Genomic DNA, 26119 nt, shown 5'->3' on the forward strand with positions numbered 1-26119 from the left:
TGGTACGAAAATACCATGACTTTGAGATTGTTAAGACTATTCACGGCTCAAACGACTTATTAGAGCACATGTTTATATTCAAACATGTGTTTATAGTAAGCTTGTTTTTATGAAAGTAAACGCACTGGCAAGAGCAAAAACCGCCAGATATGAACAGAATCACAATTTTTTATAGATACAGTTTGCAAGCGAGGAAATATTTGAGAGGAAGGACACAAAACGAAGATAAAAAAAGGGCAGAGAACTCTCTGCCCTGGTGTGAAATGATGACTTTATGCCGCTTTGGCGACGGTATCTTCTTCCGGACGTTTCAGGAAGGCATAGGCCAGACCCGCAACCAGCGTACCGGCGACAATGGCAATCAGGTATCCCAACACCGGGGTAATCGCCCCTGGGATCAGCAGAACAAACAGACCACCATGCGGTGCCATCAGTTTCGCCCCAACCGCCATTGAGATCGCCCCCGTCAGCGCGCCGCCAACGATACAGCACGGCAGAACACGCATCGGGTCGCGCGCGGCGAAAGGAATGGCTCCTTCGGTGATAAAGCACAGACCCAGTACCAGCGCCGCTTTACCCCCTTCCTGCTGCGCCTTGTCGAACTTACGACGCGCAACAATGGTTGCCAGCCCCAGCGCCAGCGGTGGCACCATGCCTGCCGCCATAATGGCCGCCATTGGCGCGTAGGTTTGTGTACTCAGCAAACCGACGCCAAACGCGTATGCCGCCTTGTTAACCGGCCCCCCCATGTCGGTACACATCATCCCACCGAGGATCGCACCCAGCAGCACCGCATTCGCCGTCCCCATGGTTTGCAGCCAGTGCGTTAACCCTTCGAGGATCCCGGCGACCGGTTTACCGATGAGGTAGATCATAGCCAGACCCACCACGAGGCTGGAAATCAGCGGAATAATCAGGATCGGTTTCAGCGCTTCCATACTCTGCGGCAGCTTCAACTTCGTGCTGATGGCCTTCGCCACATAGCCTGCAAGGAAGCCCGCAATGATCCCGCCAATAAAGCCAGAACCCGTGCTGACGGCGAGCATACCGCCGATAAGACCTGGCGTCAGACCCGGACGGTCAGCAATCGAGAAAGCAATGTAGCCCGCCAGAACCGGCACCATCAGAGCAAAGGCTGAACCGCCGCCAATTTGCATCAGCGCGGCCGCCAGTGTCCCTTCGACTTTAAACGCTTCGATACCAAAGGCGAAGGAAAGCGCGATACACAGACCGCCGGCAACCACCATCGGCAGCATGTAGGACACGCCCGTCAGCAGGTGACGATACGCGCCAGCACTCTCTTTTTTCCCTTCATTCGCCGCAGCCTGCGCTTTGCCGGCGGGCTCATATACCACGGCTTGCGCCACAGCGTTATCCAGTTCCTGCGCGGTTTTCTTCAGCGCCAGACCGGTAGAGGTACGGTACATGGGTTTACCAGCAAATTTCGCCAGATCCACTTCAATATCTGCCGCCACAATCACCAGATCCGCCTGGGCCACTTCTTCCGGTGTAATGGCATTGCCAGCGCCCACAGAACCGCGGGTTTCGACTTTCACCCACCAGCCGCGTTTTTTCGCTTCGGTTTCGATCGCTTCCGCCGCCATAAAGGTATGTGCTACGCCAGTTGGGCATGCCGTCACGGCCACGACGCGTTTCGGACCGCTGGTTGTGGCAACAGGCGCTACAGCAACCGGTGCACTATAAGGCTTCGCGTGACCTTTGGCTTCGCTAAGAAATAGCTCAGGATGCGCCACCGCCCGGGCAATATCACCCAGCCAGACTTTTTTGCCGTTCAACGCGTTGTCATTAGGGATGGCATCGGCCAGTACGATCGCCAGTTCAGCGTCATTTGGATTGTCGATGATATCCAGATTTGCTTTATGCGCCGCCGCACCGAGCAGAGTTTTCGCCATGTAAGCGCGAGCCTGCCCGAGGTTAGCGTCAATAATCAGCAGCGTTTTCATTATGCCTCTCCTGCTGTCAGTTAAACGGTTGTAAGTCGACACGCGACATCATTGCGGCCAACTGAGGACGATCGGTAATACCAACATTGCTCTGACTGACTGCCAGCGCAGCAACGGCTGTCGCCAGACGCAGCGTATGTTCGCTGGATTCACGCATCAGCAGACCGTAAATCAGGCCGCCAACCATCGAATCCCCGGCGCCTACGGTGCTGACCACGTCAACCGAAGGCGGTTTGGCGAGCCATTCTCCCGAGGCGTTCACCCACAGCGCGCCTTCTGCTCCCAGGGAGATCACCACATGTGCGATACCCTGTTCACGTAACGCATGCGCCGCCTCAATCACATCTTTCATTTCTGGCAGCTTGCGGCCGGCCCAGATTTCCAGTTCACGGCGGTTCGGTTTCACCAGCCACGGCGCGGCTTTTAGTCCTGCAACCAGGGCTTCACGACTACTATCAAAGATAATGCATGGACACTGACTGCGCAGACGCGTCATCCAGTCGGTGAAGGCTTCCGGACTCACGCCGGATGGCAGACTGCCGCTGACGCACACCATGTCGAACTGACCCAACCAGCTCAGGGAATCATTAACAAAACGCTCCCAGTCGGCAGGCGTGACCTCAAAACCGGAGAAGTTGAAGTCGGTGACTTCACCGTCTTTTTCCGTCAGCTTGACGTTGATGCGGGTACGCCCCTGCACCACCTGAAAACGGTTAGCAATTCCCAGTTCGCTGAACAACTGCTGAAAACCGTCCTGGTTATCTTTGCCGAGGAAACCGCCGACCGTCACGTCGATCCCGAGATCCTTCAGCACTTTGGCGACGTTGATCCCTTTCCCCGCCGCGTGCAGACCGGTCGTTTTTACCAGGTTAACTTCACCGCGCTCAATTTCAGGACAGAACCCCACCAGATCGTAGGCCGGGTTTAGCGTGATGGTCGCAACACGTCTGCTCATTACGCGCCCTCCCCAAGACCGGCAGCGATGGCATCGCCAATCGCTTTCAGCGCCTGTTCAGCATCAGCCCCCTGCGCCGTAAAGCGCAGGCGATGTCCTTTCTTCACGCCCAGCGCCACCACTTTCATCAGACTACGTCCATTTGCCGGTTTGCCGGTTCCATCAAGGTTTGCCACGGTAATTTCACTGTTGAATTGTTTAATCGTATTGACCAGCATGGTCCCTGGACGGGCATGCAGGCCGTGCTCATTGCGGACCACAAACTCGGCGTTCAGCACATCATCAGTCAGAGCGTCATCGCTGGTCAGCAGTGCCAGGACAGTCGCCGCGTCGGCGTTCAGCAGACGGTCAGCTTTCGTCTCCAGCAGCAGATCGCCCAGACGCTTCAGCACGGCGACGGGCTGGTCGTCAGCCATGGCAACGGTCACTAGCAGCGCCGCTTTTTCGCCCTGTACGTCAAAAGCATTTACCGCACGACTTACCGCCACGGCGCTGCGCAGGTTGCCTTCAGCACTGTCGCTGAGCCAGATCCCCTGACCCAGGTTCATCGGCTGTTCGTTAATCACTTTCGCGACAAACGCCGCATCTACGACGCCAGCCTCTTTCAAACGTGCCGCATTCAGCGCCTGCAACGTCACTAAATCGGTCGCGACGACATCCAGCATCAGCGTGTCGTTGTCGAGCTTCAGCTGCTCACTCTGCTTTTCGCCCATCAACAACGCACGCAGTTCTTCAGCCGTGGTCGCTGACTTAAGCTGTTCAGCTACGGAGTCATCGCTCAGCACGTGCGTCAGCTGACGCAGCAGACCAAGGTGCTCATCGGAGCTGGCGGCAATGCCAATCGCCACATATGCCACCTGACCGTCACCCCAGGTTACGCCCTGTGGGAACTGAAAAACCTGAACGCCGGTTTTCAGCACCTGATCGCGGGTGTCGGTTGTGCCATGCGGAATCGCAATCCCGTTGCCGAGAAAAGTGGACGTCTGCTGCTCGCGAGCAAGCATGCCGTCTACGTAGCCGTCCGCAACGTTGCCAGCCTGCACTAACGCAGCGGCAACCTGACGGATGGCTTCCTGTTTGTCTCCGGCCTGCTCGCCCGGATGAATGTCCTGAACGGATAACTGAAACATGGTTCTCCTCTCCTGCTGAATTGAAACGATTCAGCTTACATGAGAAAAAAGACGCTATACGGTTCCCTCAACTGAAACTCGACAGCGCTGAAACGTTTCAAGAAGTCTTGCGCTTTCTGCTTCAGCACGCAAGTAAAGTTGCATTTTTGATCGCAAAATTTAGAAGCAATGCACATTTTTGCCTCACTGGCGGTAGGTTGCTGAAGTCAATACAGCGTCATTTCACTTAAGGTTCAGCAGCGTCAGCTAACAGCATTGTCAGAGTGAAATGCCATTTTGATTTTTCGTGGCGATTTTGATTTAGTCATCTGTTTATTTCTCACTAAGCGGCGTAAACTCCGCGTCTCGTCACACTACTGATATCCAAACATGCACAATACCCCCGCTGCCGCCTCGCCAAAAACGTTTGACCTGACGTCTACGGCTTTCCTTATTGTCGCCTTTCTCACCGGTATCGCCGGTGCGCTACAGACCCCCACGCTAAGCCTTTTTCTGACTGATGAAGTCCATGCGCGCCCAGCAATGGTCGGCTTCTTTTTTACCGGCAGTGCGGTGATCGGCATCCTGGTGAGCCAGTTTCTGGCGGGACGTTCAGATAAAAAAGGCGATCGCAAAAAGCTGATCGTCTTCTGCTGTGCGCTGGGCATGCTGGCGTGCGTGTTATTTGCCTGGAATCGTAACTACTTTATTTTGCTGTTTGTTGGGGTGTTTCTCAGCAGTTTTGGTTCGACCGCCAACCCGCAAATGTTTGCCCTGGCCCGCGAACATGCTGACCGCACAGGCCGTGAAGCGGTGATGTTCAGCTCCATATTGCGCGCCCAGGTTTCCCTCGCGTGGGTGATCGGCCCGCCGCTGGCTTACGCGCTGGCAATGGGCTTCAGCTTTACGGTGATGTACCTCAGTGCCGCGGTGGCGTTTGTAGTTTGCGGGGCAATGGTATGGTTTTTCTTACCATCCATGCGCAAAGAGACCGCACTGGCGATCGGTACGCTGGAAGCGCCGCGTCGTAACCGTCGCGATACCCTGCTGCTGTTTGCCATTTGTACCTTAATGTGGGGTACCAACAGCCTGTATATTATTAATATGCCGCTGTTTATTATTAATGAGCTGCATCTGCCGGAGAAACTGGCGGGTGTGATGATGGGGACAGCGGCCGGTCTGGAAATCCCGACCATGTTGATTGCTGGCTACTTCGCAAAACGTCTGGGTAAACGTCTGCTAATGTGCATTGCGGTCGCTGCCGGTTTTTGCTTTTACGCAGGAATGCTGGTCGCGCACTCCCCTGTTGTGCTGCTGGGTTTACAATTGCTGAACGCCATCTATATCGGTATTCTCGGCGGCATCGGTATGCTCTATTTTCAGGATCTGATGCCTGGTCAGGCAGGGTCCGCCACCACGCTCTACACCAATACCATCCGCGTCGGCTGGATTATCGCCGGATCGCTGGCGGGCATTGCCGCTGAAATCTGGAACTACCATGCCGTTTTCTGGTTTGCGCTGGTGATGATTGTCGCCACCATGGCTTGCCTGTCGCGCATTAAGGATGTTTAGGGCGCGGTCAGCGCTTCAAGATCAATAAGCCAGGTCATCGCCTCGTCGCGGTTCGTTAAGCACATTTCCTGGGACGGTTTGAGGCTGCGACAGACGTTGGGGCGGAGGCTGGAGCCAAAGATACGGCACAGGTTGTCATCTGAGAGCTGGACGCACCTGACGTTTGCGGGCTTTCCCTGCGGCATGCCGGGGATGGGGCTGGAAATAGAAGGGGCAATACAACACGCCCCACAATCCGGACGGCATTCCATAATCTGACTCTCTTTATTGTGACCACCGGACAGGCGCGCACAGTACCACCTTTTTTGCACCAGCTAAAGGTGAATTCCACTTGCCTGAATGACCCGGCGCGAGTAGTTTGACGCGATAATTTAGCTAATCTCTATAACAGGATCTTTTCGATGCCAAGAGCGAACGAAATCAAAAAAGGTATGGTACTGAATTACAACGGCAAACTGCTGATTGTGAAAGATATCGATATTCAGTCCCCGACAGCCCGTGGCGCGGCAACGCTGTACAAAATGCGGTTCTCCGATGTCCGCACAGGTCTGAAAGTGGAAGAGCGTTTCAAGGGCGATGACATTGTCGATACCGTGACCCTGAGCCGCCGTGGCGTCGACTTCTCCTATATCGATGGCAACGAATACGTGTTCATGGATAAAGAAGACTACACGCCTTATACCTTCACCAAAGATCAGATCGAAGAAGAGCTGCTGTTTATCCCGGAAGGTGGAATGCCGGATATGCAGGTGCTGACCTGGGACGGTCAACTGCTGGCGCTCGAACTGCCGCAGACGGTGGATCTGGAAATCGTGGAAACCGCTCCAGGCATCAAAGGCGCTTCCGCCAGTGCGCGTAACAAACCCGCGACGCTGAGCACCGGTCTGGTTATTCAGGTGCCAGAATACCTGAGCGCCGGTGAGAAAATCCGCATTCATATCGAAGAGCGCCGCTATATGGGCCGTGCGGATTAATTTTTGAATGGATGTAAAAAAGGACAGCCTGAGCTGTCCTTTTTTTGTCGTTTGCTGTTTTACAGCAGGTCGCGGAACTGGGTCATTTTCAGCGCCAGTTCTACACCGCGCACTTCCGCCAGCCCTTTCAGACGGCCAATCGCGGAATAACCCGGGTTGGTTTTCTTATGCAGATCGTCCAGCATTTGATGACCGTGATCGGGGCGCATCGGAATGGGACGCAAATCCCCCGCCTTCTTGCGGCGCTGCTCTTCGGTCAGAATCGCCGTCACCACCGCGACCATATTCACATCACCCTGCAAATGTGCGCCTTCATGGAAGGTTTTCGGGTTCGCTTCGCGGCACGTCGAGCGCAGATGGGTAAAGTGGATACGATCGCCAAAGGTTTCAATCATTTTCACCAGATCGTTATCCGCACGAACGCCGTAAGAGCCTGTGCACATGGTGAAACCATTGTAGATGCTGTCGACGGTCTCTTTCAGCCACTGCATATCTTCAATGGTGGAGACAATGCGTGGTAACCCGAGAATCGGACGCGGCGGATCGTCAGGATGCACTGCCAGACGCACGCCCACTTCTTCAGCCACCGGGACAATCGCACGCAGGAACACGGCCATATTGTCACGCAGATCGTCTTTGCTGATGCCGTCATACTCGGCCAGACGCGCGCGGAACTGATCGAGCGTATAACCCTCTTCCGCACCAGGCAGACCGGCAATGATATTACGGGTCAGTTTTTCGATATCCGCGTCGCTCATGGCATTGAAATAGGCCAACGCCTGACGCTGTTCTTCTTCGCTATAGTCCGCTTCCGCACCCGCACGCTTGAGGATATGCAACTCAAAAGCGGCGAAGGCTATTTGATCGAAACGCAGCGCTTTCGAACCGTCTGGCAATTCGTACTCAAGGTCGGTACGCGTCCAGTCCAGAATCGGCATAAAGTTATAGCAGACGGTGTCGATGCCGCAGGCTGCCAGATTACGGATGCTCTGCTGATAATTTGCGATCCATGTCTGATACTGACCGGAGCGGGTCTTGATCTCTTCATGAACCGGAATACTTTCGACCACCGACCAGGTTAACCCTTTTTCCGCCAGAATCGCCTGACGTTTTTTAATCTCATCGACCGGCCACACTTCACCGTTCGGAATGTGGTGCAATGCTGTCACAACACCCGTTGCACCAGCCTGACGCACATCATCAAGCGATACCGGATCGTTAGGCCCGTACCAACGCCAGGTTTGTTCCATTGCTTTACCTCACAAAGTTATTATACCAAATTAGCTTACCTGAATGACGACTACCATACAGGCTTCTACGAGGTGATCAATAAAAGGGACGTGATTGATTGATCCAGCTCACATTACCCGGATAAATCAGGCTTACCAATTTAATTTGTTGTCATATAACTTTACACTGGTGTTGTTAATTTATGGTTAATCAGGTGTGTAATAAATGACTACAATTGCCTCAGCAATATTGCCGGATGGCGTACAAACGCCACGCTATGACCGCCAGCAACTGAAAACCCGCATGGTGCATTTCGGTTTTGGTGCCTTTCATCGTGCGCATCAGGCATTACTGACCGATCGGGTGCTGAACGCCCAGGGCGGAGATTGGGGAATTTGTGAAATCAGCCTGTTCAGCGGCGACACGCTGATGCGTCAACTCCGCGAGCAGGATCATTTATACACCGTGCTGGAAAAAGGCGCAGACGGCAATCAGGCGATTATTGTCGGTGCCGTCAACGAATGTCTGAATGCGAAACTCGATTCGCTCGCCGCTATAATCGAAAAATTCTGCGAACCTCAGGTGGCGATTGTCTCACTGACCATCACCGAAAAAGGGTATTGCATCGATCCGGCTACTGGCGCGCTGGACCTGACAAATCCGCGCATTGTTCACGACCTGCAATCGCCTGATGAACCCCATTCAGCACCGGGTATTCTGGTGGAAGCACTGTCACGTCGGCAGGCACGCGGCCTGGCAGCTTTTTCTGTACTCTCCTGCGATAACATTCCTGATAACGGGCACGTCGTGAAGAACGCCGTGCTGGGGATGGCGGAAAAACGATCCCCCGCGCTGGCAGACTGGATCCGCGAGCACGTCAGCTTCCCCGCCACGATGGTCGACCGTATTGTTCCCGCCGCGACGGAAGAGTCGCTGGCGGAGATCACCCGCGAACTGGGCGTGACCGATCCTTGCGCCATCAGCTGTGAACCGTTCATTCAATGGGTGGTTGAAGACCACTTTGTCGCCGGTCGTCCCGCATGGGAAGCGGCTGGCGTGCAGATGGTCAGCGATGTGCGTCCCTGGGAAGAGATGAAATTACGGATGCTTAATGGCAGCCACTCGTTTCTCGCGTATCTCGGTTATCTTTCCGGATTCCAGCATATTAATGAGTGCATGCAGGACAGCGCGTTCCGCGAAGCCGCGTACCGACTGATGATGGACGAACAGGCGCCGACGCTCAGTATTACTGACGTGGATTTAACTGGCTACGCGCAAAGCCTGATTGAACGTTTTGCGAATCCGGCACTGAAGCATAAAACCTGGCAGATCGCGATGGACGGTAGTCAGAAACTGCCGCAGCGGATGCTGGCGGGCATTCGTCTCCATCTGGCACGCGAAAGCGCATGGCCACTCTTAGCGCTGGGCGTGGCGGGGTGGATGCGCTATGTCAGCGGCGTCGATGATGCCGGCGCGACCATCGACGTTCGCGATCCGCTGAGCGATAAAATCCGCGCAAGGGTCGCGGCCAGTACTGAGGACCAGCGTGTCACAGCCCTGCTCTCTTTACAGGAAGTTTTTGGTAACGACCTCCCGCACAATCCTGCGTTTGTCCAGGCAATAGAAGCCGCCTGGCAGCGTATCGCGCAACACGGTGCACATCAGGCGGTGATTGATACGTTAAAAAATTAACAATTTCTGCCATTAAGGTGAACGAAGGCCGTCTTCGTTCGCCCCGCCCTTCTCTTTTTCACTTTTTTTCGCCAGGATTAATAGAAACCGTTACGGTACATTATTCTGGAGCAGGCGTGACCAAAACTAACCTCATCACCGGTTTCCTCGGCAGCGGAAAAACCACTTCTATCCTCCATCTGTTAGCGCACAAAGACCCCGCCGAAAAATGGGCGGTACTGGTCAATGAGTTCGGTGAGGTCGGCATTGACGGCGCTCTGCTTGCTGATAGCGGCGCATTGCTCAAAGAGATCCCCGGCGGCTGTATGTGCTGCGTGAATGGCCTGCCCATGCAGGTTGGACTGAATACCCTGCTGCGTCAGGGAAAACCAGACCGCCTGCTGATCGAACCAACTGGACTGGGGCATCCGAAACAGATCCTCTCCCTCCTCACCGCACCGGTGTATGAACCCTGGATCGACCTGCGCGCTACGTTGTGCATTCTTGATCCTCGCGGATTGCTGGATGAAAAAAGCGTTACCAATGAGAACTTCCGCGATCAGTTAGCGGCAGCAGATATCATTGTGGCGAATAAAACCGATCGTGCGACTGCGGAAAGTGAACGTGCGCTGCAAACCTGGTGGCAACAGTTTGGCGGCAACCGTCAGTTAGTGCAGGCCACGCATGGTCAGATTGACAGACAGTTGCTCGATTTACCGCGTCTGAATCTGGCTGAATTGCCCACCAGCGCCGCGCATTCGCACAGCCATCCAGAACCGCGAGGATTGGCGGCGCTGAGCCTGCCAACTCAACAACGCTGGCGTCGTAGCCTGAACAGCGGTCAGGGGCATCAGGCCTGCGGCTGGATTTTTGATGCCGATACGGTCTTTGACACCATCGGACTGCTGGAATGGGCACGACTGGCGCCGGTTGGCCGGGTGAAGGGAGTCATGCGTATTCCGGAAGGCCTCGTGCGCATTAATCGCCAGGGCGAAGATCTGCACATTGAAACGCAGAATGTCGCGCCGCCGGACAGTCGTATTGAACTGATTTCCAGCACCGAGGCAGACTGGAATACGTTGCAGAGCGCATTGTTGAAGCTTCGTTTAGCTGAACACGCGTAAGGTTGCCTGCGATTTATTGAACAGCGAACACGTTAAATATGAAAATCCGGTTACCACTGATACTTCTGCTGAATGTTGCCGGTCTGGCGTTATTCATGAGCTGGTATATGCCCGTGAATCATGGATTCTGGTTCCCGGTTGACGCCGGCATTTTCCACTTCTTTAACCAGAAACTGGTAGAGAGCCAGGCCTTCCTGTGGCTGGTCGCCATCACCAATAATCGGGCGTTTGACGCCTGTTCCCTGCTGGCGATGGGTTGTCTGATGCTGAATTTCTGGCTGAAAGAGACGCCTGCAGGCCGCCGCCGTATTGTCATCATCGGTCTGGTGATGCTGCTTACCGCCGTGGTTCTGAACCAGGCAGGCCAGGCGCTGCTGCCTGTAAAACGCGCCAGTCCTACCCTCAGTTTTGCTAATATTTATCGCGTCAGCGAATTGCTGCATATTTCGACGAAGGATGCCTCCAAAGACAGTTTCCCTGGCGATCACGGGATGATGCTGCTTATTTTCGCCGCATTTATGTTGCGCTATTTCGGAAAAGCCGCAGGATTTATCGGCCTTATTATTGTTGTGGTTTTTGCTTTCCCACGTGTCATGATCGGCGCCCACTGGTTCACCGATATCGCCGTAGGATCATTAACCGTGGTTCTAATTGGCCTGCCCTGGTGTCTCCTGACCCCGTTAAGCGATCGCCTTATCGCGCTTTTCGACAATTATCTTCCCGGCAAAAACACACAAATCTTAAACAAATAACCCACAGTTATTAACATTATCAGGGTTTATTCTTACGCCCTGATGATGTGTTAAGATAAATTATTCATCTCATCGTCATTATTTTGTCATGACATTACCTTTTAGAATGAATGAGTTGCCTGTTTTTCCGCCATTTTGCGTTTAAATTGACCAATCCCGTTTATTCACTTTCTGTATCACATTTTCTTATTAAAATTCAGATAAAATCACTCGCCAAGCCTGAAACGATCGGGTAACCTCGAACTCGTTTTGCCTCGCTGGGTTATTATTCTCTTCGCGAATAAATTTGTGCGTTCTGCCACAGTTTTGCGCTTAAAGAATTGTCTCATTGTGCGCAGGTAATTAGTCTCGTCACGTTTGGCATTTTTTATAACGATATTTATCGTTAAGGACTTCAAGGGAAAACAAACAAAATGGTCAAATCTCAACCGATCTTGAGATATATCTTGCGCGGGATCCCCGCGATAGCAGTCGCGGTACTGCTTTCTGCATGTAGCACTACCACAAACACCGCAAAGAACACGCATTCTGAGACGCTTGGTGTGAATCAAGAAGCTTCCTCACTGCAAGCTTCTCAGGATGAATTTGAGAGTATGGTACGTAACCTCGATGTTAAATCGCGGATTATGGATCAGTACGCTGACTGGAAAGGCGTGCGCTATCGTCTCGGCGGCAACTCCAAAAAAGGTATTGATTGTTCCAGCTTTGTACAGCGTACATTCCGTGAACAGTTTGGTTTAGAACTCCCACGCTCCACCTACGAGCAACAGGAAACCGGTAAATCCGTTTCGCGCACTAATCTGCGTACTGGCGATCTGGTTCTGTTCCGCGCAGGTTCGACGGGCCGTCATGTTGGTATTTACATTGGCAACAACCAGTTTGTTCATGCCTCTACCAGCAGCGGTGTCATCATCTCCAGCATGAACGAGCCATACTGGAAGAAGCGCTATAACGAAGCGCGTCGGGTTCTGAGCCGCAGTTAATCGTTTGGTTGCTATCCCTTGGCGCCCCTGACGAGACAGACGAAAAGCATCGCTTCGGCGATGCTTTTTTTTTTGATTCCCTTTTTCTCCCTGTGGAAAAGCATGACTCGCCGAAGCAATCCAGGCTATAGTCTTGTTATTCCATCACATTTATCATCATCGCAATCTCAGGATAAAGCCAGGCATCATGTTCACTCACGCCTTAACGACTGGTCGAAAAATCGTGCTTACCTGCCTGATTACCGGGGTTGTCGTTGCTATTGTTATCAGTAGCTTACAATTCGTGATGGCGTGGCATAAGCGGGAAGTTAAATACGACACGCTGGTTTCTGACATTCAGCATTACCTGGTTAGCTATTTTGCCGATCTCAAAAGTACTACCGACATTCTTCAACCGTTGACTTTAAAGACCTGTAAACAAGTCAGCGCAGAACTCACTTCCCGTGCCGCCTTTAGCCTGAACGTTCGTGCCTTTTTGCTGGTCAAGGATAAGAAAGCATTTTGCTCATCGGCAACCGGAGGCATGGATACGCTGCTGACTGAACTGGTCCCCAGCCTCGATATTGGTAAAGATATCGATATGGCGATTATCCCGGGAACGCCGATGATGCCCAATAAACCCGCGATGGTGATTTGGTATCGTAATCCCCTGATGATGAATAGCGGCGTTTTCACCTCCCTGAATATCAACCTTACGCCGTATTTGCTCTATACCGCCCGCCAGGAAGACTTTGACGGGATTGCCATCATCGTCGGCAACACCGTGTTGTCGACCTTTTCAGACCATCTGCTCACCGTTGATGAACTCGACGGTTCACCGGAGCGCGAAGCAAAAATTGCTGGTGTTCCGGTGACGATCAGGCTATACGCAACCAACTGGACCTGGCCCGACTTATGGTACGCCCTGCTTCTCGGCGGAATGGGTGGGATCATTGCGGGTTTACTCTGCTACTACGTCATGAGCATCCGCTTGCGGCCTGGAAAAGAGATCCTCACCGGGATCAAACGCGATCAGTTCTACGTTGTCTATCAGCCCGTCGTGGATACGCAGTCGCTGAAGGTCACCGGGCTGGAAGTGTTGCTGCGCTGGAGACACCCAACGGCAGGAGAAATCCCACCTGATGCGTTTATTCATTACGCTGAGGCCCAGCACATGATAGTGCCGCTGACCCAGCATCTGTTTAAGCTGGTGGCGCGGGACGCCCCTACGCTGCAAAAAGTCCTCCCGGTCGGCGCGAAGTACGGTATCAATATTGCGCCTGATCACCTGCACAGCAGCAGTTTTAAAGATGACGTTCGGCAGTTAGTCGCCGCGATGCCGCCCAACCACTTCCAGATCGTGCTGGAAATTACTGAACGCGACATGCTCAAGCAACATGAAGCGTCACAGTTATTTGAGTGGCTGCACGCCGCGGGCTTCGAAATTGCGATAGACGACTTCGGTACCGGCCACAGTGCGCTGATTTATCTGGAACGCTACACCCTGGATTATCTGAAAATCGATCGCGGTTTTATTAACGCCATTGGAACAGAAACCGTCACTTCGCCGGTGCTGGATGCAGTGCTGACGCTCGCTAAACGCCTCGATATGATGACGGTAGCTGAAGGGGTGGAAACGCCTGAGCAGGCAAAATGGCTGCATGAACGCGGGGTTCGCTTCCTGCAGGGCTACTGGATTAGCCGCCCGCTGCCGCTCGACGAATTTGTTGATTGGGTTTCACAGCCACACGCGCTGAAATGGTAAAGTCCCAACGCGTGGATTCACAACAGACGCCACCTGCCCTATTATTCAGGCATCAGAGTGACCTGCGCGGGCAGGTAAGCAAGACAAGGAATCCCTTTGCAGATAATCGTTCGCATATTGCTGCTGTTTGTCATGTTGATAAGCGCGAGTGTCCAGGCGCAGGCGATCAAAGAGAGTTATGCCTTCGCGGTACTGGGAGAGCCTAAATACGCGTTCAACTTTGATCATTTTGATTACGCCAATCCCGCCGCCCCCAAAGGCGGTCAGATTACCCTTTCCGCGCTCGGCACCTTCGACAACTTCAACCGCTACGCCCTGCGAGGTAACCCCGGCGCCCGGACCGAACAGCTTTACGACACCCTGTTTACCACCTCTGATGACGAGCCCGGCAGCTATTATCCGCTGATCGCCGAGAGCGCACGCTATGCAGAGGATTATTCGTGGGTGGAAATCACGATCAACCCCCGCGCTCGTTTTCATGATGGCTCGCCCGTCATGGCCAAAGATGTCGCCTTCACCTTCAACAAATTTATGACTGAAGGCGTGCCACAGTTTCGTCTGGTCTACAAAGGCACAACGGTTAAAGCCATTGCCCCTCTCACCGTACGCATGGAGCTCGCGAAGCCGGGTAAAGAGGATATGCTCAGTCTGTTCTCATTACCCGTAATGCCACAAGCGTACTGGAAAGATCATAAGCTCAGCGACCCGTTGTCCAGACCGCCGCTGGGTAGTGGTCCTTATCGCATTAGTCAGTGGAAGATGGGGCAATATATTGTCTATACGCGCGTGAAGGATTACTGGGCGGCCAATCTGCCGGTCAATCGTGGCCGTTGGAACTTCGATGTCATTCGTTATGACTATTATCTCGACGACAACGTAGCCTTTGAGGCCTTTAAGGCCGGCGCGTTTGATTTGCGCCTGGAGAGCGATGCCAAAAACTGGGCGACGCGCTATGTTGGCAAAAACTTTGATAATCAGTACATCATCAAAGATGAGCAGAAAAATGAATCAGCGCAGGATACGCGCTGGCTGGCGTTCAACATTCAGCGCCCCGTTTTCAATGATCGACGCGTCCGTGAAGCCGTTACGCTGGCGTTTGATTTTGAATGGATGAATAAAGCGCTGTTCTACAACGCCTGGAGCCGGGCAAACAGCTATTTCCAGAACACCGAGTATGCGGCCAGAAACTACCCCGATGCGGCTGAACTGGTCCTGCTTGCGCCGATGAAAAAGGATCTGCCGCCGGAAGTCTTCAGCCAGATTTATCAGCCTCCCGTATCCAAAGGTGACGGTTACGATCGGGAAAACCTATTAAAAGCGGATAAATTACTGAAAGACGCGGGCTGGGAACTGAAAGGTCAGCAACGGATTAACACGGTCACTGGCAAACCGCTGAATTTTGAACTGCTCATTTCCGCCGCCAGTAACAGCCAGTGGGTCCTGCCCTTCCAGCATAATCTCCAGCGTCTGGGGATTACGATGACTATTCGTCAGGTGGATAACTCACAGCTCACCAATCGCCTGCGCAGCCGGGACTACGACATGATGCCGACCCTGTGGCGGGCGATGCCGTGGCCCAGTTCCGATCTGCAAATCTCATGGGCGTCCGAGTATATCGACTCAAGTTATAATTCTCCTGGTGTGAAAAGTCCGGTGGTCGATAAACTGATCGCTCAAATCATCGCCGCACAGGGTGATAAAAACAAACTGCTGCCGCTTGGACGTGCGCTGGACCGCGTGCTGACCTGGAATTACTACATGTTGCCGATGTGGTACATGGCGGAAGATCGACTGGCCTGGTGGGATAAATTTTCCCGTCCAGGCATTCGTCCAATGTATACCATTGGCCTGGATAACTGGTGGTATGACGTAAACCGGGCAGCGAAGTTACCTGCCGCCAGACGGCAGGGTGAATAAATGGGCGCGTACCTGATTCGTCGTTTGTTGCTGGTTATCCCGACGCTCTGGGCAATCATCACCATCAACTTTTTTATCGTGCAAATTGCCCCCGGCGGCCCGGTCGATCAGGCGATTGCCGCCATCGAATTTGGTCAAACGAGCGCGCTGCCCGGTGCCGGGAGCGAAGGTGTTCGCGCCAGCCATGCCCGAACCGGGGTGGGAAATATCAGCGACAGCAACTATCGCGGGGGACGCGGCCTTGATCCGGAAGTGATTGCCGAAATCACCCAACGCTACGGTTTCGATAAGCCACTGCACGAGCGCTATTTCACCATGCTGTGGAACTATATCCGCTTCGATTTCGGCGACAGCCTGTTTCGTAGCGCCTCGGTACTGACGCTCATCAAAGAGAGTCTGCCGGTGTCGATCACCCTGGGGTTGTGGAGTACGCTCATCATCTATCTGGTGTCGATTCCGTTGGGGATCCGCAAGGCCGTGCATAACGGCAGCCGGTTTGACGTCTGGAGTAGCGCGTTTATTATCATCGGCTACGCTATCCCGGCGTTTCTGTTCGCAATACTGTTGATTGTCTTCTTTGCCGGCGGCAGCTATTACGACCTCTTCCCGCTGCGTGGTCTGGTCTCGGCGAATTTTGACACGCTGCCGTGGTATCAAAAGGTAACCGACTATCTGTGGCACATCACCTTACCCGTCCTGGCGACAGTCATTGGCGGGTTTGCTGCATTAACGATGCTGACCAAAAATTCCTTTCTCGATGAAGTGCGCAAGCAGTATGTCGTCACTGCCCGCGCCAAAGGGGTCAGTGAAGGGAATATCCTGTGGAAGCACGTTTTTCGTAACGCCATGCTGCTGGTGATCGCCGGTTTTCCGGCCACCTTCATCAGCATGTTTTTTACCGGGTCGCTGCTGATCGAAGTGATGTTTTCCCTCAACGGTCTGGGCCTGTTGGGTTATGAGGCAACGGTGTCACGCGACTACCCGGTGATGTTTGGCACGCTGTACATCTTCACCTTGATCGGCCTGCTGCTGAATATTCTCAGTGATATCAGCTATACGCTGGTCGATCCGCGCATTGATTTTGAGGGACGTTAATGGCCCATTTAAGCCCCGTCAATCAGGCCCGCTGGGCGCGTTTTCGCCATCATCGTCGTGGCTTCTGGTCGCTGTGGATTTTTCTCGTCCTGTTTGGTCTGAGTCTGTGTTCTGAATTGATTGCTAACGATAAACCGCTGTTAGTGCGCTACGACGGAAGCTGGTATTTCCCGCTGGTCAAGAACTACAGTGAGAGCGATTTTGGCGGGCCGCTGGCAACAAGGGCGGATTACCAGGACCCGTGGCTGAAGCAACAACTGGAAAGCCGCGGGTGGGTCCTCTGGGCTCCGGTGCGCTTTGGGGCGAACAGCATCAACTTTGCGACTGACAAACCCTTCCCCTCGCCCCCTTCGGCGCAGAACTGGCTGGGTACCGATGCCAACGGCGGCGACGTACTGGCGCGAGTGCTTTACGGCACGCGGATCTCCATTCTTTTCGGCCTGATGCTGACCTTGTGTTCAAGCGTCATGGGTGTACTGGCCGGGGCGCTACAGGGCTACTACGGTGGCAAAGTGGATTTATGGGGCCAACGGTTTATCGAGGTCTGGTCGGGTATGCCGACGCTGTTCCTGATTATTTTGCTCTCCAGCGTCGTGCAGCCTAACTTCTGGTGGCTGCTGGCGATTACGGTGCTGTTTGGCTGGATGAGTCTGGTCGGCGTGGTGCGTGCGGAGTTCTTACGCACGCGAAACTTCGACTATATCCAGGCCGCCCAGGCGCTCGGCGTCAGCGACCGCAGTATCATTTTTCGTCACATGCTTCCCAACGCGATGGTTGCCACCCTGACCTTCTTACCGTTCATTTTATGCAGTTCCATTACCACTCTGACGTCGCTCGATTTTCTTGGCTTTGGTTTACCGTTAGGTTCTCCTTCGCTCGGCGAGTTACTCCTGCAAGGCAAAAATAACCTGCAGGCGCCGTGGCTGGGTATTACTGCGTTTTTGTCTGTCGCCATTCTCCTCTCGCTTCTGATCTTTATTGGCGAGGCCGTCCGTGACGCATTCGATCCCAACAAGGCGGTGTAACATGACGCAACCTTTGCTCGCCATTGACAATCTGACGCTGGGATTTCGTAAGCAGGAAACGGTTCGTACGGTAGTTAACGCGGTGTCGTTGCGCGTGGAGGCCGGCGAAACGCTGGCGCTGGTAGGAGAATCCGGTTCCGGCAAGAGTGTTACCGCACTGTCGATTCTGCGCCTGTTGCCCACGCCGCCCGCCGTATATGTTGGCGGCGATATCCGTTTTCACGGCGAGTCATTACTCCACGCCAGCGAGCAGACGCTACGCGGCGTGCGCGGCAACAAGATCGCCATGATTTTTCAGGAGCCGATGGTGTCGCTGAACCCGCTCCATAACCTCGAAAAACAGCTCTATGAAGTCCTTTCCCTGCACCGCGGTATGCGCCGGGAGGCGGCACGCGCAGAGATAATAAGCTGCCTCGATCGGGTCGGTATTCGGCAGGCTGCAACCCGGCTGGGTGATTATCCGCACCAGCTTTCCGGCGGCGAGCGTCAGAGGGTGATGATTGCGATGGCGCTGTTAACGCGACCCGAATTACTCATCGCCGACGAGCCGACTACCGCGCTGGATGTCTCGGTACAGGCGCAGATCCTGCAACTGTTGCGCGAACTCCAGCGCGAGCTGAACATGGGGATGCTGTTTATCACCCATAATCTCAGTATTGTCAGGAAGCTCGCCGACAACATAGCGGTGATGCAAAACGGGCAATGCGTTGAGCAAAACCGGGCCGCTCTCCTTCTCCACGCGCCCACGCATCCCTATACGCAGAAATTGCTCAACAGCGAGCCGACAGGCGACCCCGTACCGCTACCAGCCGGACATTCACCTCTGCTAAAGGTCGAGGATTTGCGCGTCGCCTTCCCCATTCGCAAAGGGATTCTCAAGCGCGTGGTGGCAAACAATGAGGTGGTGAAAGGCATCAGTTTCAGTCTGCAACCGGGTGAAACGCTGGGGCTGGTTGGTGAGTCAGGGTCAGGGAAAAGTACCACCGGGCTGGCGCTCCTGCGGCTTATCACCTCTCAGGGCAGCATAGAATTTGACGGCCAACAGTTACAACATCTTAACCGCCGACAGTTGTTGCCCGTACGTCATCGTATTCAGGTGGTCTTCCAGGATCCCAACTCCTCGCTGAATCCGCGTCTGAGCGTGTTACAAATCATTGAAGAGGGACTGCGCGTTCATCAACCATCGCTCTCAGCCGAACAGCGCGAGCAGCAGGTCATGGCGGTGATGGCGGAAGTGGGACTGGATGCCGACACGCGCCACCGCTATCCGGCGGAGTTTTCCGGCGGTCAGCGCCAGCGGATTGCGATTGCCAGAGCGCTGATCCTGAAGCCGTCATTGATTGTTCTTGATGAACCAACATCATCTCTCGACCGGACCGTGCAGGCGCAAATTCTCGCGCTGTTGAAATCGCTACAGCAAAAGCATCGCCTGGCCTATATCTTCATAAGTCACGATCTGCACGTGGTACGTGCGCTATGCCATCAGGTGATTGTGCTGAAACAGGGAGTGGTTATTGAGCAGGGGCAATGCGAGCGCGTCTTTAGCGCACCGCAACAGGCGTATACGCGTCAACTTCTCACGCTAAGCTGACGCTCAAAATGGATTGTTGTTAGAAAACGGTTCGGCAATGGCCACGCCAAAGTTTTTCAGACGACAGGTCGCGGCAAATTCGTCCTGGCGATTCACAAACAGACACGGTTCGCCTTCACATTCCAGTACGGAACATGGCACTTCGATATCACTGAGCGCCTGACTGAGTTTATGCATCACCGGCCAGGCGCTATCGCCATCCGGACTCAGCAGTTTAAGCGCCACCAGACTGTTTTCGACGCTTTGGCCATTTTGCGGAATCGGTTCAACTTTCGAACCTGCGAAACCCGCAGACCAACGATAGTTCTGTGGTAAGCGATGAACGATTGAGAGCTGTAATGTTGTCACTTTCTTTCCCCGGAAGCACAATCACTTCACAATTTATTTACATCTATATTAACACATCATTGACAATCCGTCCTTAAACGGATGCATAACGTGGCAATCCTTCTCCCGCGTGGCCAGTATGTTGGGTATGGCCTTTATTAAAATAGAGATTTCCAGTCGGGACAGGAGCGCGGGCTATATGTACCCGTTTCTGCGATCTAACTCAACCTTTTTAACTACAATGATGTGACTTTTTACATAAATTGATTTTACATAAAATAAACATATATCGGGGGAATGATAGGATTGTCGTTGACATACATCAACAAAGGAAGCCGAACGGCTTCCATATTGTGTATTTGATCACCGTTTTTTCGGGCGGCTCGCATAGAGATAGAACAAAATTGAACAGCTTGCACAGAAGGCAATAGACCAAATCATCGGCCAGGCTGAGTTAAACGTTGCCAGAGAGAGTAACGCGCCAACAAGCGCGCCAATGCCAAAGCGGAAAGTGCCCGCCAGCGATGAGGCCGTTCCCGCCATGTGTGGGAACTCATCGAGGATCACCGCCATCGCATTGGAAGAGATCATCGACACGCAACCGACAAAGACTGCCACCCCCAGCACCAGCGCCCAGAAACCGATGCCAAACAGCGCACTCAGCACCATCCACACCGCCATCGCCAGTTGGATCCACAATCCGGTACGGAACATGTTCAGCGCACCGATCCGGCGTACGAAGCGACTGTTAAAAATCGTCATAATGAATAAAAAGACGATGTTTAGCGCGAAGTAGTAGCCAAAATCCTGCGGCGATACGTGGTTGATTTCGATATACACGAACGGCCCGGCGCTGAGAAAAGAGAACATCCCGGCAAAGCTAAAGCCGCTTGCCAGCATATAGCTCAGCACCCGCTTATGGCGAAACAGCGAGGCAAAGTTACCTATTGTCGTGCGGATATGGAACGGCTGGCGCTTTTCAACCGGTAACGTCTCTTTAATGAGCGTTGCGATCATGACAGAGGCCAGAACCGCGGCGATCGCCAGGATCCAGAAGATAGAGTGCCAGCTCAACCACACCAGCACCCAGCCGCCGATGATTGGTGCCATCAGCGGTGCAATCGTGGTCACCAGCATGACGAACGACATCATGCGGGAGAACTCTTCTTTAGGATACATATCGCGCATCAGCGCATTGATCACCACGCTGGCAGCGGCTGCAGCCAGACCGTGGAAGAATCGCATCACAATCAGCTGATCGATGGTCTGCGCCAGCGCACAGGCTACGGCGGCGGCAGCGAACACCAGCGTGCCACCGAGGATCACCGGTTTTCGCCCAAGGCTATCCGCCATCGGCCCATACAATAACTGCCCGACTGCGAAGCCCAGAATATAGGTGCTAAGCGTCATCTGTGCGCTGCCCGCCGGCACGCCAAACTGCTCGGAGATCACCGGTAGCGCCGGAAGGTACATATCGATCGACAGCGGCATTAACATCGCCAGCAGACCGAGAATAAAAACAATGGCAAAGGACGAGTGCTGCCGGGTGGTCACAAAAAACTCCTGAATTTAGCTGGACGTCATGCCGACGCTGGCAATTTCGGCTTCGGTCAAAGGGCGATACTCACCGGGCTCAAGGTCAGCATCAAGGGTAATGGCGCCTATCCGCTCGCGGTGCAGTTCTACCACGTGGTTACCCACGGCGGCAAACATCCGTTTCACCTGATGATAGCGTCCTTCGCTGATGGTCAGACGCACCTGCGTCGGGGTAATAACCTCAAGCACAGCCGGTTTGGTGAGATCTTTTTCATTATGTAACTGCACGCCTTTCGCAAACTGCGCGGCGGTATCTTCGGCGACGGGCGACTCCAGCGTGACCAGATACGTTTTCTCGCAGTGGTGACGCGGAGAGGTGATGCGGTGCGACCACTGCCCGTCGTCGGTCATCAGCACCAGACCGGTGGTGTCGATATCCAGGCGACCCGCAGCGTGTAATTTATGCGCGACCGGCTCATCCAGGAAATACAGGATTGTCGGATGATCCGGGTCATCCGTCGAACACACATAGCCCTGGGGTTTATTAAGCATAAAGTAACGTGGGCCGTTTTGCTGAACCAGCGTGTTGCCGTCATATGATACGTCGTGTTCTGGCAGCAGTTTGAACGCAGTATTCCGGATGATTTCACCATCCACGGTAACACGGCTACCGCGGATTTCACGCCCGGCAATAGCGCGGCTGACGCCGAGTTGCTGAGCGATAAATTTATCAAGTCGCATGAGTGTGATTTTGCCTGTAAAAATACGGGAGTCGGGCGCGTCGCCCGAAAAGTGGAGCCGTTATCTGCCCAGTATAGCGGGCTAACAACATCCCTCAAGGGAAAACGATTCGTGGCATACTATACCCGAGTTCGTTACGTATTGTGAGACCATGATTTTTACACTTCGCCCCTACCAGCAAGAAGCCGTGGATGCCACGCTCAACCATTTCCGTCGCCATCGCACGCCTGCGGTGATTGTTCTGCCCACTGGCGCCGGTAAAAGCCTGGTGATTGCTGAACTGGCGCGCGTCGCCAGAGGCCGCGTGCTGGTTCTGGCGCATGTGAAAGAGCTGGTGGCGCAAAACCATGCCAAATACTGCGCACTGGGGCTGGAAGCCGATATTTTTGCCGCCGGACTTAAACGTAAAGAGAGCCACGGTAAAGTGGTGTTCGGCAGCGTTCAGTCCGTGGCTCGCAATCTGGACGCCTTCCAGAGCGAGTTTTCGCTGCTGATTGTTGATGAATGCCATCGTATCGGCGATGACGAAGAGAGCCAGTATCAGCAGATACTCACCCATCTGAGCAACGCCAATCCCCACATTCGCCTGCTGGGGCTGACCGCCACCCCTTTTCGTCTGGGCAAAGGCTGGATCTATCATTTTCACTACCACGGTATGGTGCGCGGCGACGACAAGGCGCTGTTTCGCGACTGCATTTACGAACTGCCGCTGCGCTACATGATTAAGCACGGCTATCTTACGCCGCCGGAACGCCTCGACATGCCGGTGGTGCAGTACGATTTCAGCCGCCTGCAGGCGCAAAGCAACGGTCTGTTTAGCGAAGCCGACCTGAACCGTGAGCTGAAAAAGCAGCAGCGTATCACACCGCATATCATCAGCCAGATTATTGAATTCGCTCAGACCCGCAAAGGGGTGATGATTTTTGCCGCCACCGTCGAGCATGCCAAAGAGATTGCCGGACTGCTGCCGAAAGCGGATTCCGCGCTGATTACCGGCGACACGCCGGGTCCTGAACGTGATGAGCTGATAGACGCGTTTAAGGCTCAGCGTTTTCGTTATCTGGTCAACGTCTCCGTCTTAACCACGGGCTTCGATGCCCCGCACGTCGATCTCATTGCCATTCTGCGCCCCACCGAGTCAGTCAGTCTGTACCAACAAATTGTGGGTCGCGGCCTGCGTCTCGCACCGGGGAAAACGGACTGTTTGATTCTGGATTACGCCGGTAATCCGCACGATCTCTATTCTCCGGAGGTGGGGAGCCCGAAAGGCAAAAGTGATAACGTGCCGGTCCAGGTCTTCTGCCCGGCCTGCGGTTTCGCAAATACCTTCTGGGGCAAAACCACCGCTGACGGTACGCTGCTCGAACATTTTGGCCGCCGCTGTCAGGGTTGGTTTGAAGATGATGAAGGACATCGCGAGCAGTGCGATTTTCGCTTCCGCTTTAAAAATTGCCCGCAGTGCAACGCCGAAAACGACATTGCCGCTCGCCGCTGTCGGGAATGCGATACGATCCTTGTCGATCCCGACGACATGCTGAAAGCAGCGTTGAAACTGAAAGACGCGCTGGTGCTCCGCTGTAGCGGCATGACGTTGCAGCACGGCCATGACGAGAAAGGCGAATGGCTGAAAATCACCTACTATGACGAAGATGGCGCGGACGTTAGCGAGCGCTTTCGCCTGCAAACCCCTGCCCAACGTACGGCATTTGAACAACTGTTTATCCGCCCGCATACCCGCACGCCAGGTGTGCCGCTACGCTGGATCACCGCGGCGGATATCCTCGCGCAACAACCCTTGTTACGCCATCCCGACTTTGTGGTGGCGCGGATGAAAGGCCAGTACTGGCAGGTACGGGAAAAGGTGTTCGATTACGAGGGGCGTTTCCGTCGGGCACATGAATTACGCGGTTAATCGTACTTTTGATTGATGTAACGGGCGTTTGAGGATAGAATCTCGCCCGCTTTTGCATACGCAAAGCAGATCACTTACCTGTTGCTGGGTCGCCTGTAGCAGGAATTATTAAAGAGAGATTTAAATGTTTACTATCAACGCTGAAGTACGTAAAGAGCAGGGTAAGGGTGCGAGCCGCCGCCTGCGTGCCGCTAACAAGTTCCCGGCAATCATCTACGGTGGCAAAGAAGCCCCGATTGCTATCGAACTGGACCACGATTCCATCATGAACATGCAAGCTAAAGAAGGTTTCTATAGCGACGTTCTGACCATCGTTGTTGACGGTAAAGAAGTAAAAGTTAAAGCTCAGGCTGTACAGCGTCACGCGTTCAAGCCGAAGCTGACTCACATCGACTTCGTTCGCGCGTAATCGCCAACAAGTTGAAGAAAACCCCGCTCCGGCGGGGTTTTTTTATGGCTTTTAATTACCGCCAGACGTACGGCGCTGAAGCTGATCGCGCAGGTTCGGCGGCGTGCCTTTAATGGTCAACGTATCCGTTGCCGGATCCCAGAAAATACGCTCGCCCAGCAGCATCGCGTCAAAGTTAATGGTTAACCCACCGCCGCTGCCGGCATATTTGGTCAGTTGGCGCAGCGTGCTGCGATCGGCCGGGAAGCTCTCTTCCAGCTCATAGCCCTTCTCTGCCGTAAACTCGCTAAAACTCACTTCACTGACGCCAGAAAGTTCTTTTGACAGCGACTCCAGCTCAATTTCTTCACCGGCCTGAAGCTGCTCGTTGCAGTAACTGTACACCTGCTGGCGCACGTTTTGGCGCTCAGCTTTATCCAGTTGAGCTTCAGCGGTGAAGTCATCGACCGCCTGCAGCAGTCCGCGGTTTTGCGCCTTGGCGTTGAGACCTTCGCTGGCCCCGAGGAAATCCATAAAGAAGTCAGCCACTTTTCGCCCTACCCGCCCCTTCAGGAAGGTCAGATAGCGGGTGGATTCCGGATTGGTTTCCCACTCGGTCAGATCGATACGCGCGACGATATCCGCATGGTTGATATCCAGATAGTGCGTCGGGTTGATATCCAGATTCTCATTGACGCGCATGCTGCTTAAGTTGTTCAGCACCGCCACCAGTAAATACTCTACCGCCAGATAGCGATAATGACAGAACAGCACAATGCCGCCGTCAGCAAACGGGTATTTGGCGAGCTCGTCACGTAAACGTCCGGTCGCCGCACGGCTAAAGGCGAGAAAATCTTCCTCACCCTGGCGCTGTAAGCGCAGCGCTTGCGCCAGTTCGCTCTCTTCGCTGAACAGACCATACGCTTTGTTTTTCGCGCTATAGACCCGATGCAGTTCAGCCATCATATCGACAACGGTGTTTGTCGGTTCCAGTAATGAATCGCGCAGGACCAGCTCAAGGTTTTGCTCATCACGCTTGATAAGCTGGTGCAGGGCAATCTGGTTGATATCCAGACTCATGATAAACTCTCCTTAAAGACCGGGCGGTATTCAACCACCACCGGCGAGGCGACGCAACAGAAGATGCAGCGCCGTTTTGCCTGTCGCACGGTAACGCGAATTATTGAGGATAAAAAAGCGGAAAAAAAACTGTTGCTACGGTAATATGTTGCCCTTTCATGAATAAACTGATGTCGATTTATGCCACAAATCTCCCGCTATAGTGACGAACACGTTGAACAACTGCTCACCGAGATGCTCAACGTACTGGAAAAACATAAGGCACCGACTGATCTTTCCCTGATGGTGCTGGGAAACATGGTCACCAACCTTATTAATACCAGCATTGCCCCGGCTCAGCGCCAGGCGATTGCGAACTCTTTTGCCCGCGCATTGCAGTCCTCGGTTAACGACGACAAAGCGCACTAAAAGCCGATTTCGGGGAAACGA

At 53.8% G+C, this 26119-nt stretch carries 23 protein-coding genes; 14 read left to right on the forward strand and 9 right to left on the reverse strand.

Translation table 11 applies throughout. The features are described 5' to 3' along the window. Window positions 1-272: 272 nt before the first annotated feature. From fruA to fruB, 3 genes are read right to left on the reverse strand one after another with little or no spacing between them, the layout of a single operon-like run. A complete protein-coding gene (fruA, locus tag ACQ0PY_RS15510) occupies window positions 273-1964 on the reverse strand; it encodes a PTS fructose transporter subunit IIBC (RefSeq protein WP_043000111.1) in 1692 nt (563 codons plus the stop codon). Between the two features lie 16 nt (window positions 1965-1980). Continuing rightward, window positions 1981-2919, reverse strand: a complete 939-nt coding sequence (gene fruK, locus ACQ0PY_RS15515) for a 1-phosphofructokinase (protein WP_043000110.1) — start codon at window positions 2917-2919, stop codon at window positions 1981-1983. After that, window positions 2919-4049, reverse strand: a complete 1131-nt coding sequence (gene fruB / locus ACQ0PY_RS15520; RefSeq protein ID WP_044258623.1) for a fused PTS fructose transporter subunit IIA/HPr protein — start codon at window positions 4047-4049, stop codon at window positions 2919-2921. Before fruB ends, fruK begins: the two co-directional genes overlap by 1 nt. 369 nt (window positions 4050-4418) lie before the next feature. Here fruB and setB point away from each other — a divergent pair, with 369 nt between their 5' ends. Further along, window positions 4419-5600, forward strand: a complete 1182-nt coding sequence (gene setB, locus ACQ0PY_RS15525) for a sugar efflux transporter SetB (protein ID WP_044258621.1) — start codon at window positions 4419-4421, stop codon at window positions 5598-5600. Here the strand turns inward: setB and ACQ0PY_RS15530 are convergent. Then, window positions 5597-5851 (reverse strand): YkgJ family cysteine cluster protein, encoded by a 255-nt coding sequence (locus ACQ0PY_RS15530; protein WP_043000107.1) that lies wholly within the window; start codon window positions 5849-5851, stop codon window positions 5597-5599. The genes setB and ACQ0PY_RS15530 overlap by 4 nt on opposite strands. A 150-nt stretch (window positions 5852-6001) precedes the next feature. Here ACQ0PY_RS15530 and yeiP point away from each other — a divergent pair, with 150 nt between their 5' ends. Beyond that, the gene (yeiP, locus tag ACQ0PY_RS15535) at window positions 6002-6574 is read left to right on the forward strand and encodes an elongation factor P-like protein YeiP (protein ID WP_012131588.1); all 573 of its coding nucleotides are present in this window, start codon (window positions 6002-6004) and stop codon (window positions 6572-6574) included. Between the two features lie 59 nt (window positions 6575-6633). Here the strand turns inward: yeiP and uxuA are convergent, their stop codons facing one another. Continuing rightward, a complete protein-coding gene (gene uxuA, locus ACQ0PY_RS15540) occupies window positions 6634-7824 on the reverse strand; it encodes a mannonate dehydratase (RefSeq protein ID WP_044258619.1) in 1191 nt (396 codons plus the stop codon). Window positions 7825-8029: 205 nt separating this feature from the next. Between uxuA and ACQ0PY_RS15545 the strand changes: the two genes are divergently transcribed. The 9 genes from ACQ0PY_RS15545 to yejF all read left to right on the forward strand — a co-directional run bounded on the left by ACQ0PY_RS15545 (window position 8030) and on the right by yejF (window position 19706). Continuing rightward, window positions 8030-9496 (forward strand): mannitol dehydrogenase family protein, encoded by a 1467-nt coding sequence (locus tag ACQ0PY_RS15545; RefSeq protein WP_109740403.1) that lies wholly within the window; start codon window positions 8030-8032, stop codon window positions 9494-9496. 116 nt (window positions 9497-9612) lie between these two features. Further along, window positions 9613-10599, forward strand: a complete 987-nt coding sequence (locus ACQ0PY_RS15550) for a CobW family GTP-binding protein (protein ID WP_109740404.1) — start codon at window positions 9613-9615, stop codon at window positions 10597-10599. 38 nt (window positions 10600-10637) lie between these two features. Beyond that, window positions 10638-11351 carry a phosphatase PAP2 family protein gene (locus tag ACQ0PY_RS15555; protein ID WP_043001882.1) on the forward strand — a complete coding sequence of 238 codons (714 nt, stop codon included), beginning with the start codon at window positions 10638-10640 and terminating at the stop codon, window positions 11349-11351. A gap of 413 nt (window positions 11352-11764) precedes the next feature. Next, the gene (gene mepS, locus ACQ0PY_RS15560) at window positions 11765-12334 is read left to right on the forward strand and encodes a bifunctional murein DD-endopeptidase/murein LD-carboxypeptidase (RefSeq protein ID WP_043000104.1); all 570 of its coding nucleotides are present in this window, start codon (window positions 11765-11767) and stop codon (window positions 12332-12334) included. Window positions 12335-12521: 187 nt separating this feature from the next. Continuing rightward, window positions 12522-14078 carry a cyclic di-GMP phosphodiesterase gene (locus ACQ0PY_RS15565; RefSeq protein WP_043000103.1) on the forward strand — a complete coding sequence of 519 codons (1557 nt, stop codon included), beginning with the start codon at window positions 12522-12524 and terminating at the stop codon, window positions 14076-14078. Between the two features lie 102 nt (window positions 14079-14180). Continuing rightward, entirely contained in the window at window positions 14181-15995 is a 1815-nt protein-coding gene (locus ACQ0PY_RS15570) for an extracellular solute-binding protein (protein WP_109740643.1), read from the forward strand. Continuing rightward, complete coding sequence (locus tag ACQ0PY_RS15575; protein ID WP_043000102.1) at window positions 15996-17090, forward strand: microcin C ABC transporter permease YejB; 1095 nt, start codon at window positions 15996-15998, stop codon at window positions 17088-17090. Continuing rightward, window positions 17090-18115 carry an ABC transporter permease gene (locus ACQ0PY_RS15580; protein WP_109740405.1) on the forward strand — a complete coding sequence of 342 codons (1026 nt, stop codon included), beginning with the start codon at window positions 17090-17092 and terminating at the stop codon, window positions 18113-18115. Before ACQ0PY_RS15575 ends, ACQ0PY_RS15580 begins: the two co-directional genes overlap by 1 nt. A gap of 1 nt (window position 18116) precedes the next feature. Further along, the gene (gene yejF, locus ACQ0PY_RS15585) at window positions 18117-19706 is read left to right on the forward strand and encodes a microcin C ABC transporter ATP-binding protein YejF (RefSeq protein ID WP_109740406.1); all 1590 of its coding nucleotides are present in this window, start codon (window positions 18117-18119) and stop codon (window positions 19704-19706) included. Between the two features lie 3 nt (window positions 19707-19709). On the opposite strand, the gene ACQ0PY_RS15590 is transcribed toward yejF, so the two are convergent. The 3 genes from ACQ0PY_RS15590 to rsuA all read right to left on the reverse strand — a co-directional run bounded on the left by ACQ0PY_RS15590 (window position 19710) and on the right by rsuA (window position 22310). After that, the gene (locus ACQ0PY_RS15590) at window positions 19710-20054 is read right to left on the reverse strand and encodes a YejG family protein (RefSeq protein WP_043000099.1); all 345 of its coding nucleotides are present in this window, start codon (window positions 20052-20054) and stop codon (window positions 19710-19712) included. Window positions 20055-20396: 342 nt separating this feature from the next. Then, window positions 20397-21587, reverse strand: coding sequence for a Bcr/CflA family multidrug efflux MFS transporter (locus tag ACQ0PY_RS15595; protein WP_043000098.1), 1191 nt, complete (start codon window positions 21585-21587; stop codon window positions 20397-20399). Window positions 21588-21602: 15 nt separating this feature from the next. Continuing rightward, on the reverse strand, window positions 21603-22310 hold the full coding sequence (rsuA, locus tag ACQ0PY_RS15600) for a 16S rRNA pseudouridine(516) synthase RsuA (RefSeq protein ID WP_109740407.1): 708 nt from the start codon (window positions 22308-22310) through the stop codon (window positions 21603-21605). A 151-nt stretch (window positions 22311-22461) separates the two neighbouring features. On the opposite strand from rsuA, the gene radD reads away from it, so the two are divergent. Next, window positions 22462-24222: a DNA repair helicase RadD gene (gene radD / locus ACQ0PY_RS15605; protein WP_109740408.1), complete on the forward strand. Its 1761-nt coding sequence runs from the start codon at window positions 22462-22464 to the stop codon at window positions 24220-24222. A gap of 124 nt (window positions 24223-24346) precedes the next feature. Next, window positions 24347-24631, forward strand: coding sequence for a 50S ribosomal protein L25 (rplY, locus tag ACQ0PY_RS15610; protein WP_043000095.1), 285 nt, complete (start codon window positions 24347-24349; stop codon window positions 24629-24631). Between the two features lie 51 nt (window positions 24632-24682). Here rplY and yejK read toward each other — a convergent pair whose 3' ends face one another. Then, the gene (gene yejK / locus ACQ0PY_RS15615) at window positions 24683-25690 is read right to left on the reverse strand and encodes a nucleoid-associated protein YejK (RefSeq protein WP_044268661.1); all 1008 of its coding nucleotides are present in this window, start codon (window positions 25688-25690) and stop codon (window positions 24683-24685) included. A 180-nt stretch (window positions 25691-25870) separates the two neighbouring features. Between yejK and ACQ0PY_RS15620 the strand changes: the two genes are divergently transcribed. Continuing rightward, window positions 25871-26098 carry a YejL family protein gene (locus ACQ0PY_RS15620; RefSeq protein ID WP_042317936.1) on the forward strand — a complete coding sequence of 76 codons (228 nt, stop codon included), beginning with the start codon at window positions 25871-25873 and terminating at the stop codon, window positions 26096-26098. The last annotated feature ends 21 nt before the right edge of the window (window positions 26099-26119 follow it).

Source organism: Citrobacter sp. LST-B2 (assembly GCF_057983045.1).

Bases quoted from the DNA above. Each gene is read 5' to 3' on its own strand.
- fruA (WP_043000111.1), bottom strand. From the start codon at position 1,964: ATGAAAACGCTGCTGATTATTGACGCTAACCTCGGGCAGGCTCGCGCT.
- fruK (WP_043000110.1), bottom strand. From the start codon at position 2,919: ATGAGCAGACGTGTTGCGACCATCACGCTAAACCCGGCCTACGATCTG.
- fruB (WP_044258623.1), bottom strand. From the start codon at position 4,049: ATGTTTCAGTTATCCGTTCAGGACATTCATCCGGGCGAGCAGGCCGGA.
- setB (WP_044258621.1), top strand. From the start codon at position 4,419: ATGCACAATACCCCCGCTGCCGCCTCGCCAAAAACGTTTGACCTGACG.
- ACQ0PY_RS15530 (WP_043000107.1), bottom strand. From the start codon at position 5,851: ATGGAATGCCGTCCGGATTGTGGGGCGTGTTGTATTGCCCCTTCTATT.
- yeiP (WP_012131588.1), top strand. From the start codon at position 6,002: ATGCCAAGAGCGAACGAAATCAAAAAAGGTATGGTACTGAATTACAAC.
- uxuA (WP_044258619.1), bottom strand. From the start codon at position 7,824: ATGGAACAAACCTGGCGTTGGTACGGGCCTAACGATCCGGTATCGCTT.
- ACQ0PY_RS15545 (WP_109740403.1), top strand. From the start codon at position 8,030: ATGACTACAATTGCCTCAGCAATATTGCCGGATGGCGTACAAACGCCA.
- ACQ0PY_RS15555 (WP_043001882.1), top strand. From the start codon at position 10,638: ATGAAAATCCGGTTACCACTGATACTTCTGCTGAATGTTGCCGGTCTG.
- mepS (WP_043000104.1), top strand. From the start codon at position 11,765: ATGGTCAAATCTCAACCGATCTTGAGATATATCTTGCGCGGGATCCCC.
- ACQ0PY_RS15565 (WP_043000103.1), top strand. From the start codon at position 12,522: ATGTTCACTCACGCCTTAACGACTGGTCGAAAAATCGTGCTTACCTGC.
- ACQ0PY_RS15575 (WP_043000102.1), top strand. From the start codon at position 15,996: ATGGGCGCGTACCTGATTCGTCGTTTGTTGCTGGTTATCCCGACGCTC.
- ACQ0PY_RS15580 (WP_109740405.1), top strand. From the start codon at position 17,090: ATGGCCCATTTAAGCCCCGTCAATCAGGCCCGCTGGGCGCGTTTTCGC.
- yejF (WP_109740406.1), top strand. From the start codon at position 18,117: ATGACGCAACCTTTGCTCGCCATTGACAATCTGACGCTGGGATTTCGT.
- rsuA (WP_109740407.1), bottom strand. From the start codon at position 22,310: ATGCGACTTGATAAATTTATCGCTCAGCAACTCGGCGTCAGCCGCGCT.
- radD (WP_109740408.1), top strand. From the start codon at position 22,462: ATGATTTTTACACTTCGCCCCTACCAGCAAGAAGCCGTGGATGCCACG.
- rplY (WP_043000095.1), top strand. From the start codon at position 24,347: ATGTTTACTATCAACGCTGAAGTACGTAAAGAGCAGGGTAAGGGTGCG.
- yejK (WP_044268661.1), bottom strand. From the start codon at position 25,690: ATGAGTCTGGATATCAACCAGATTGCCCTGCACCAGCTTATCAAGCGT.
- ACQ0PY_RS15620 (WP_042317936.1), top strand. From the start codon at position 25,871: ATGCCACAAATCTCCCGCTATAGTGACGAACACGTTGAACAACTGCTC.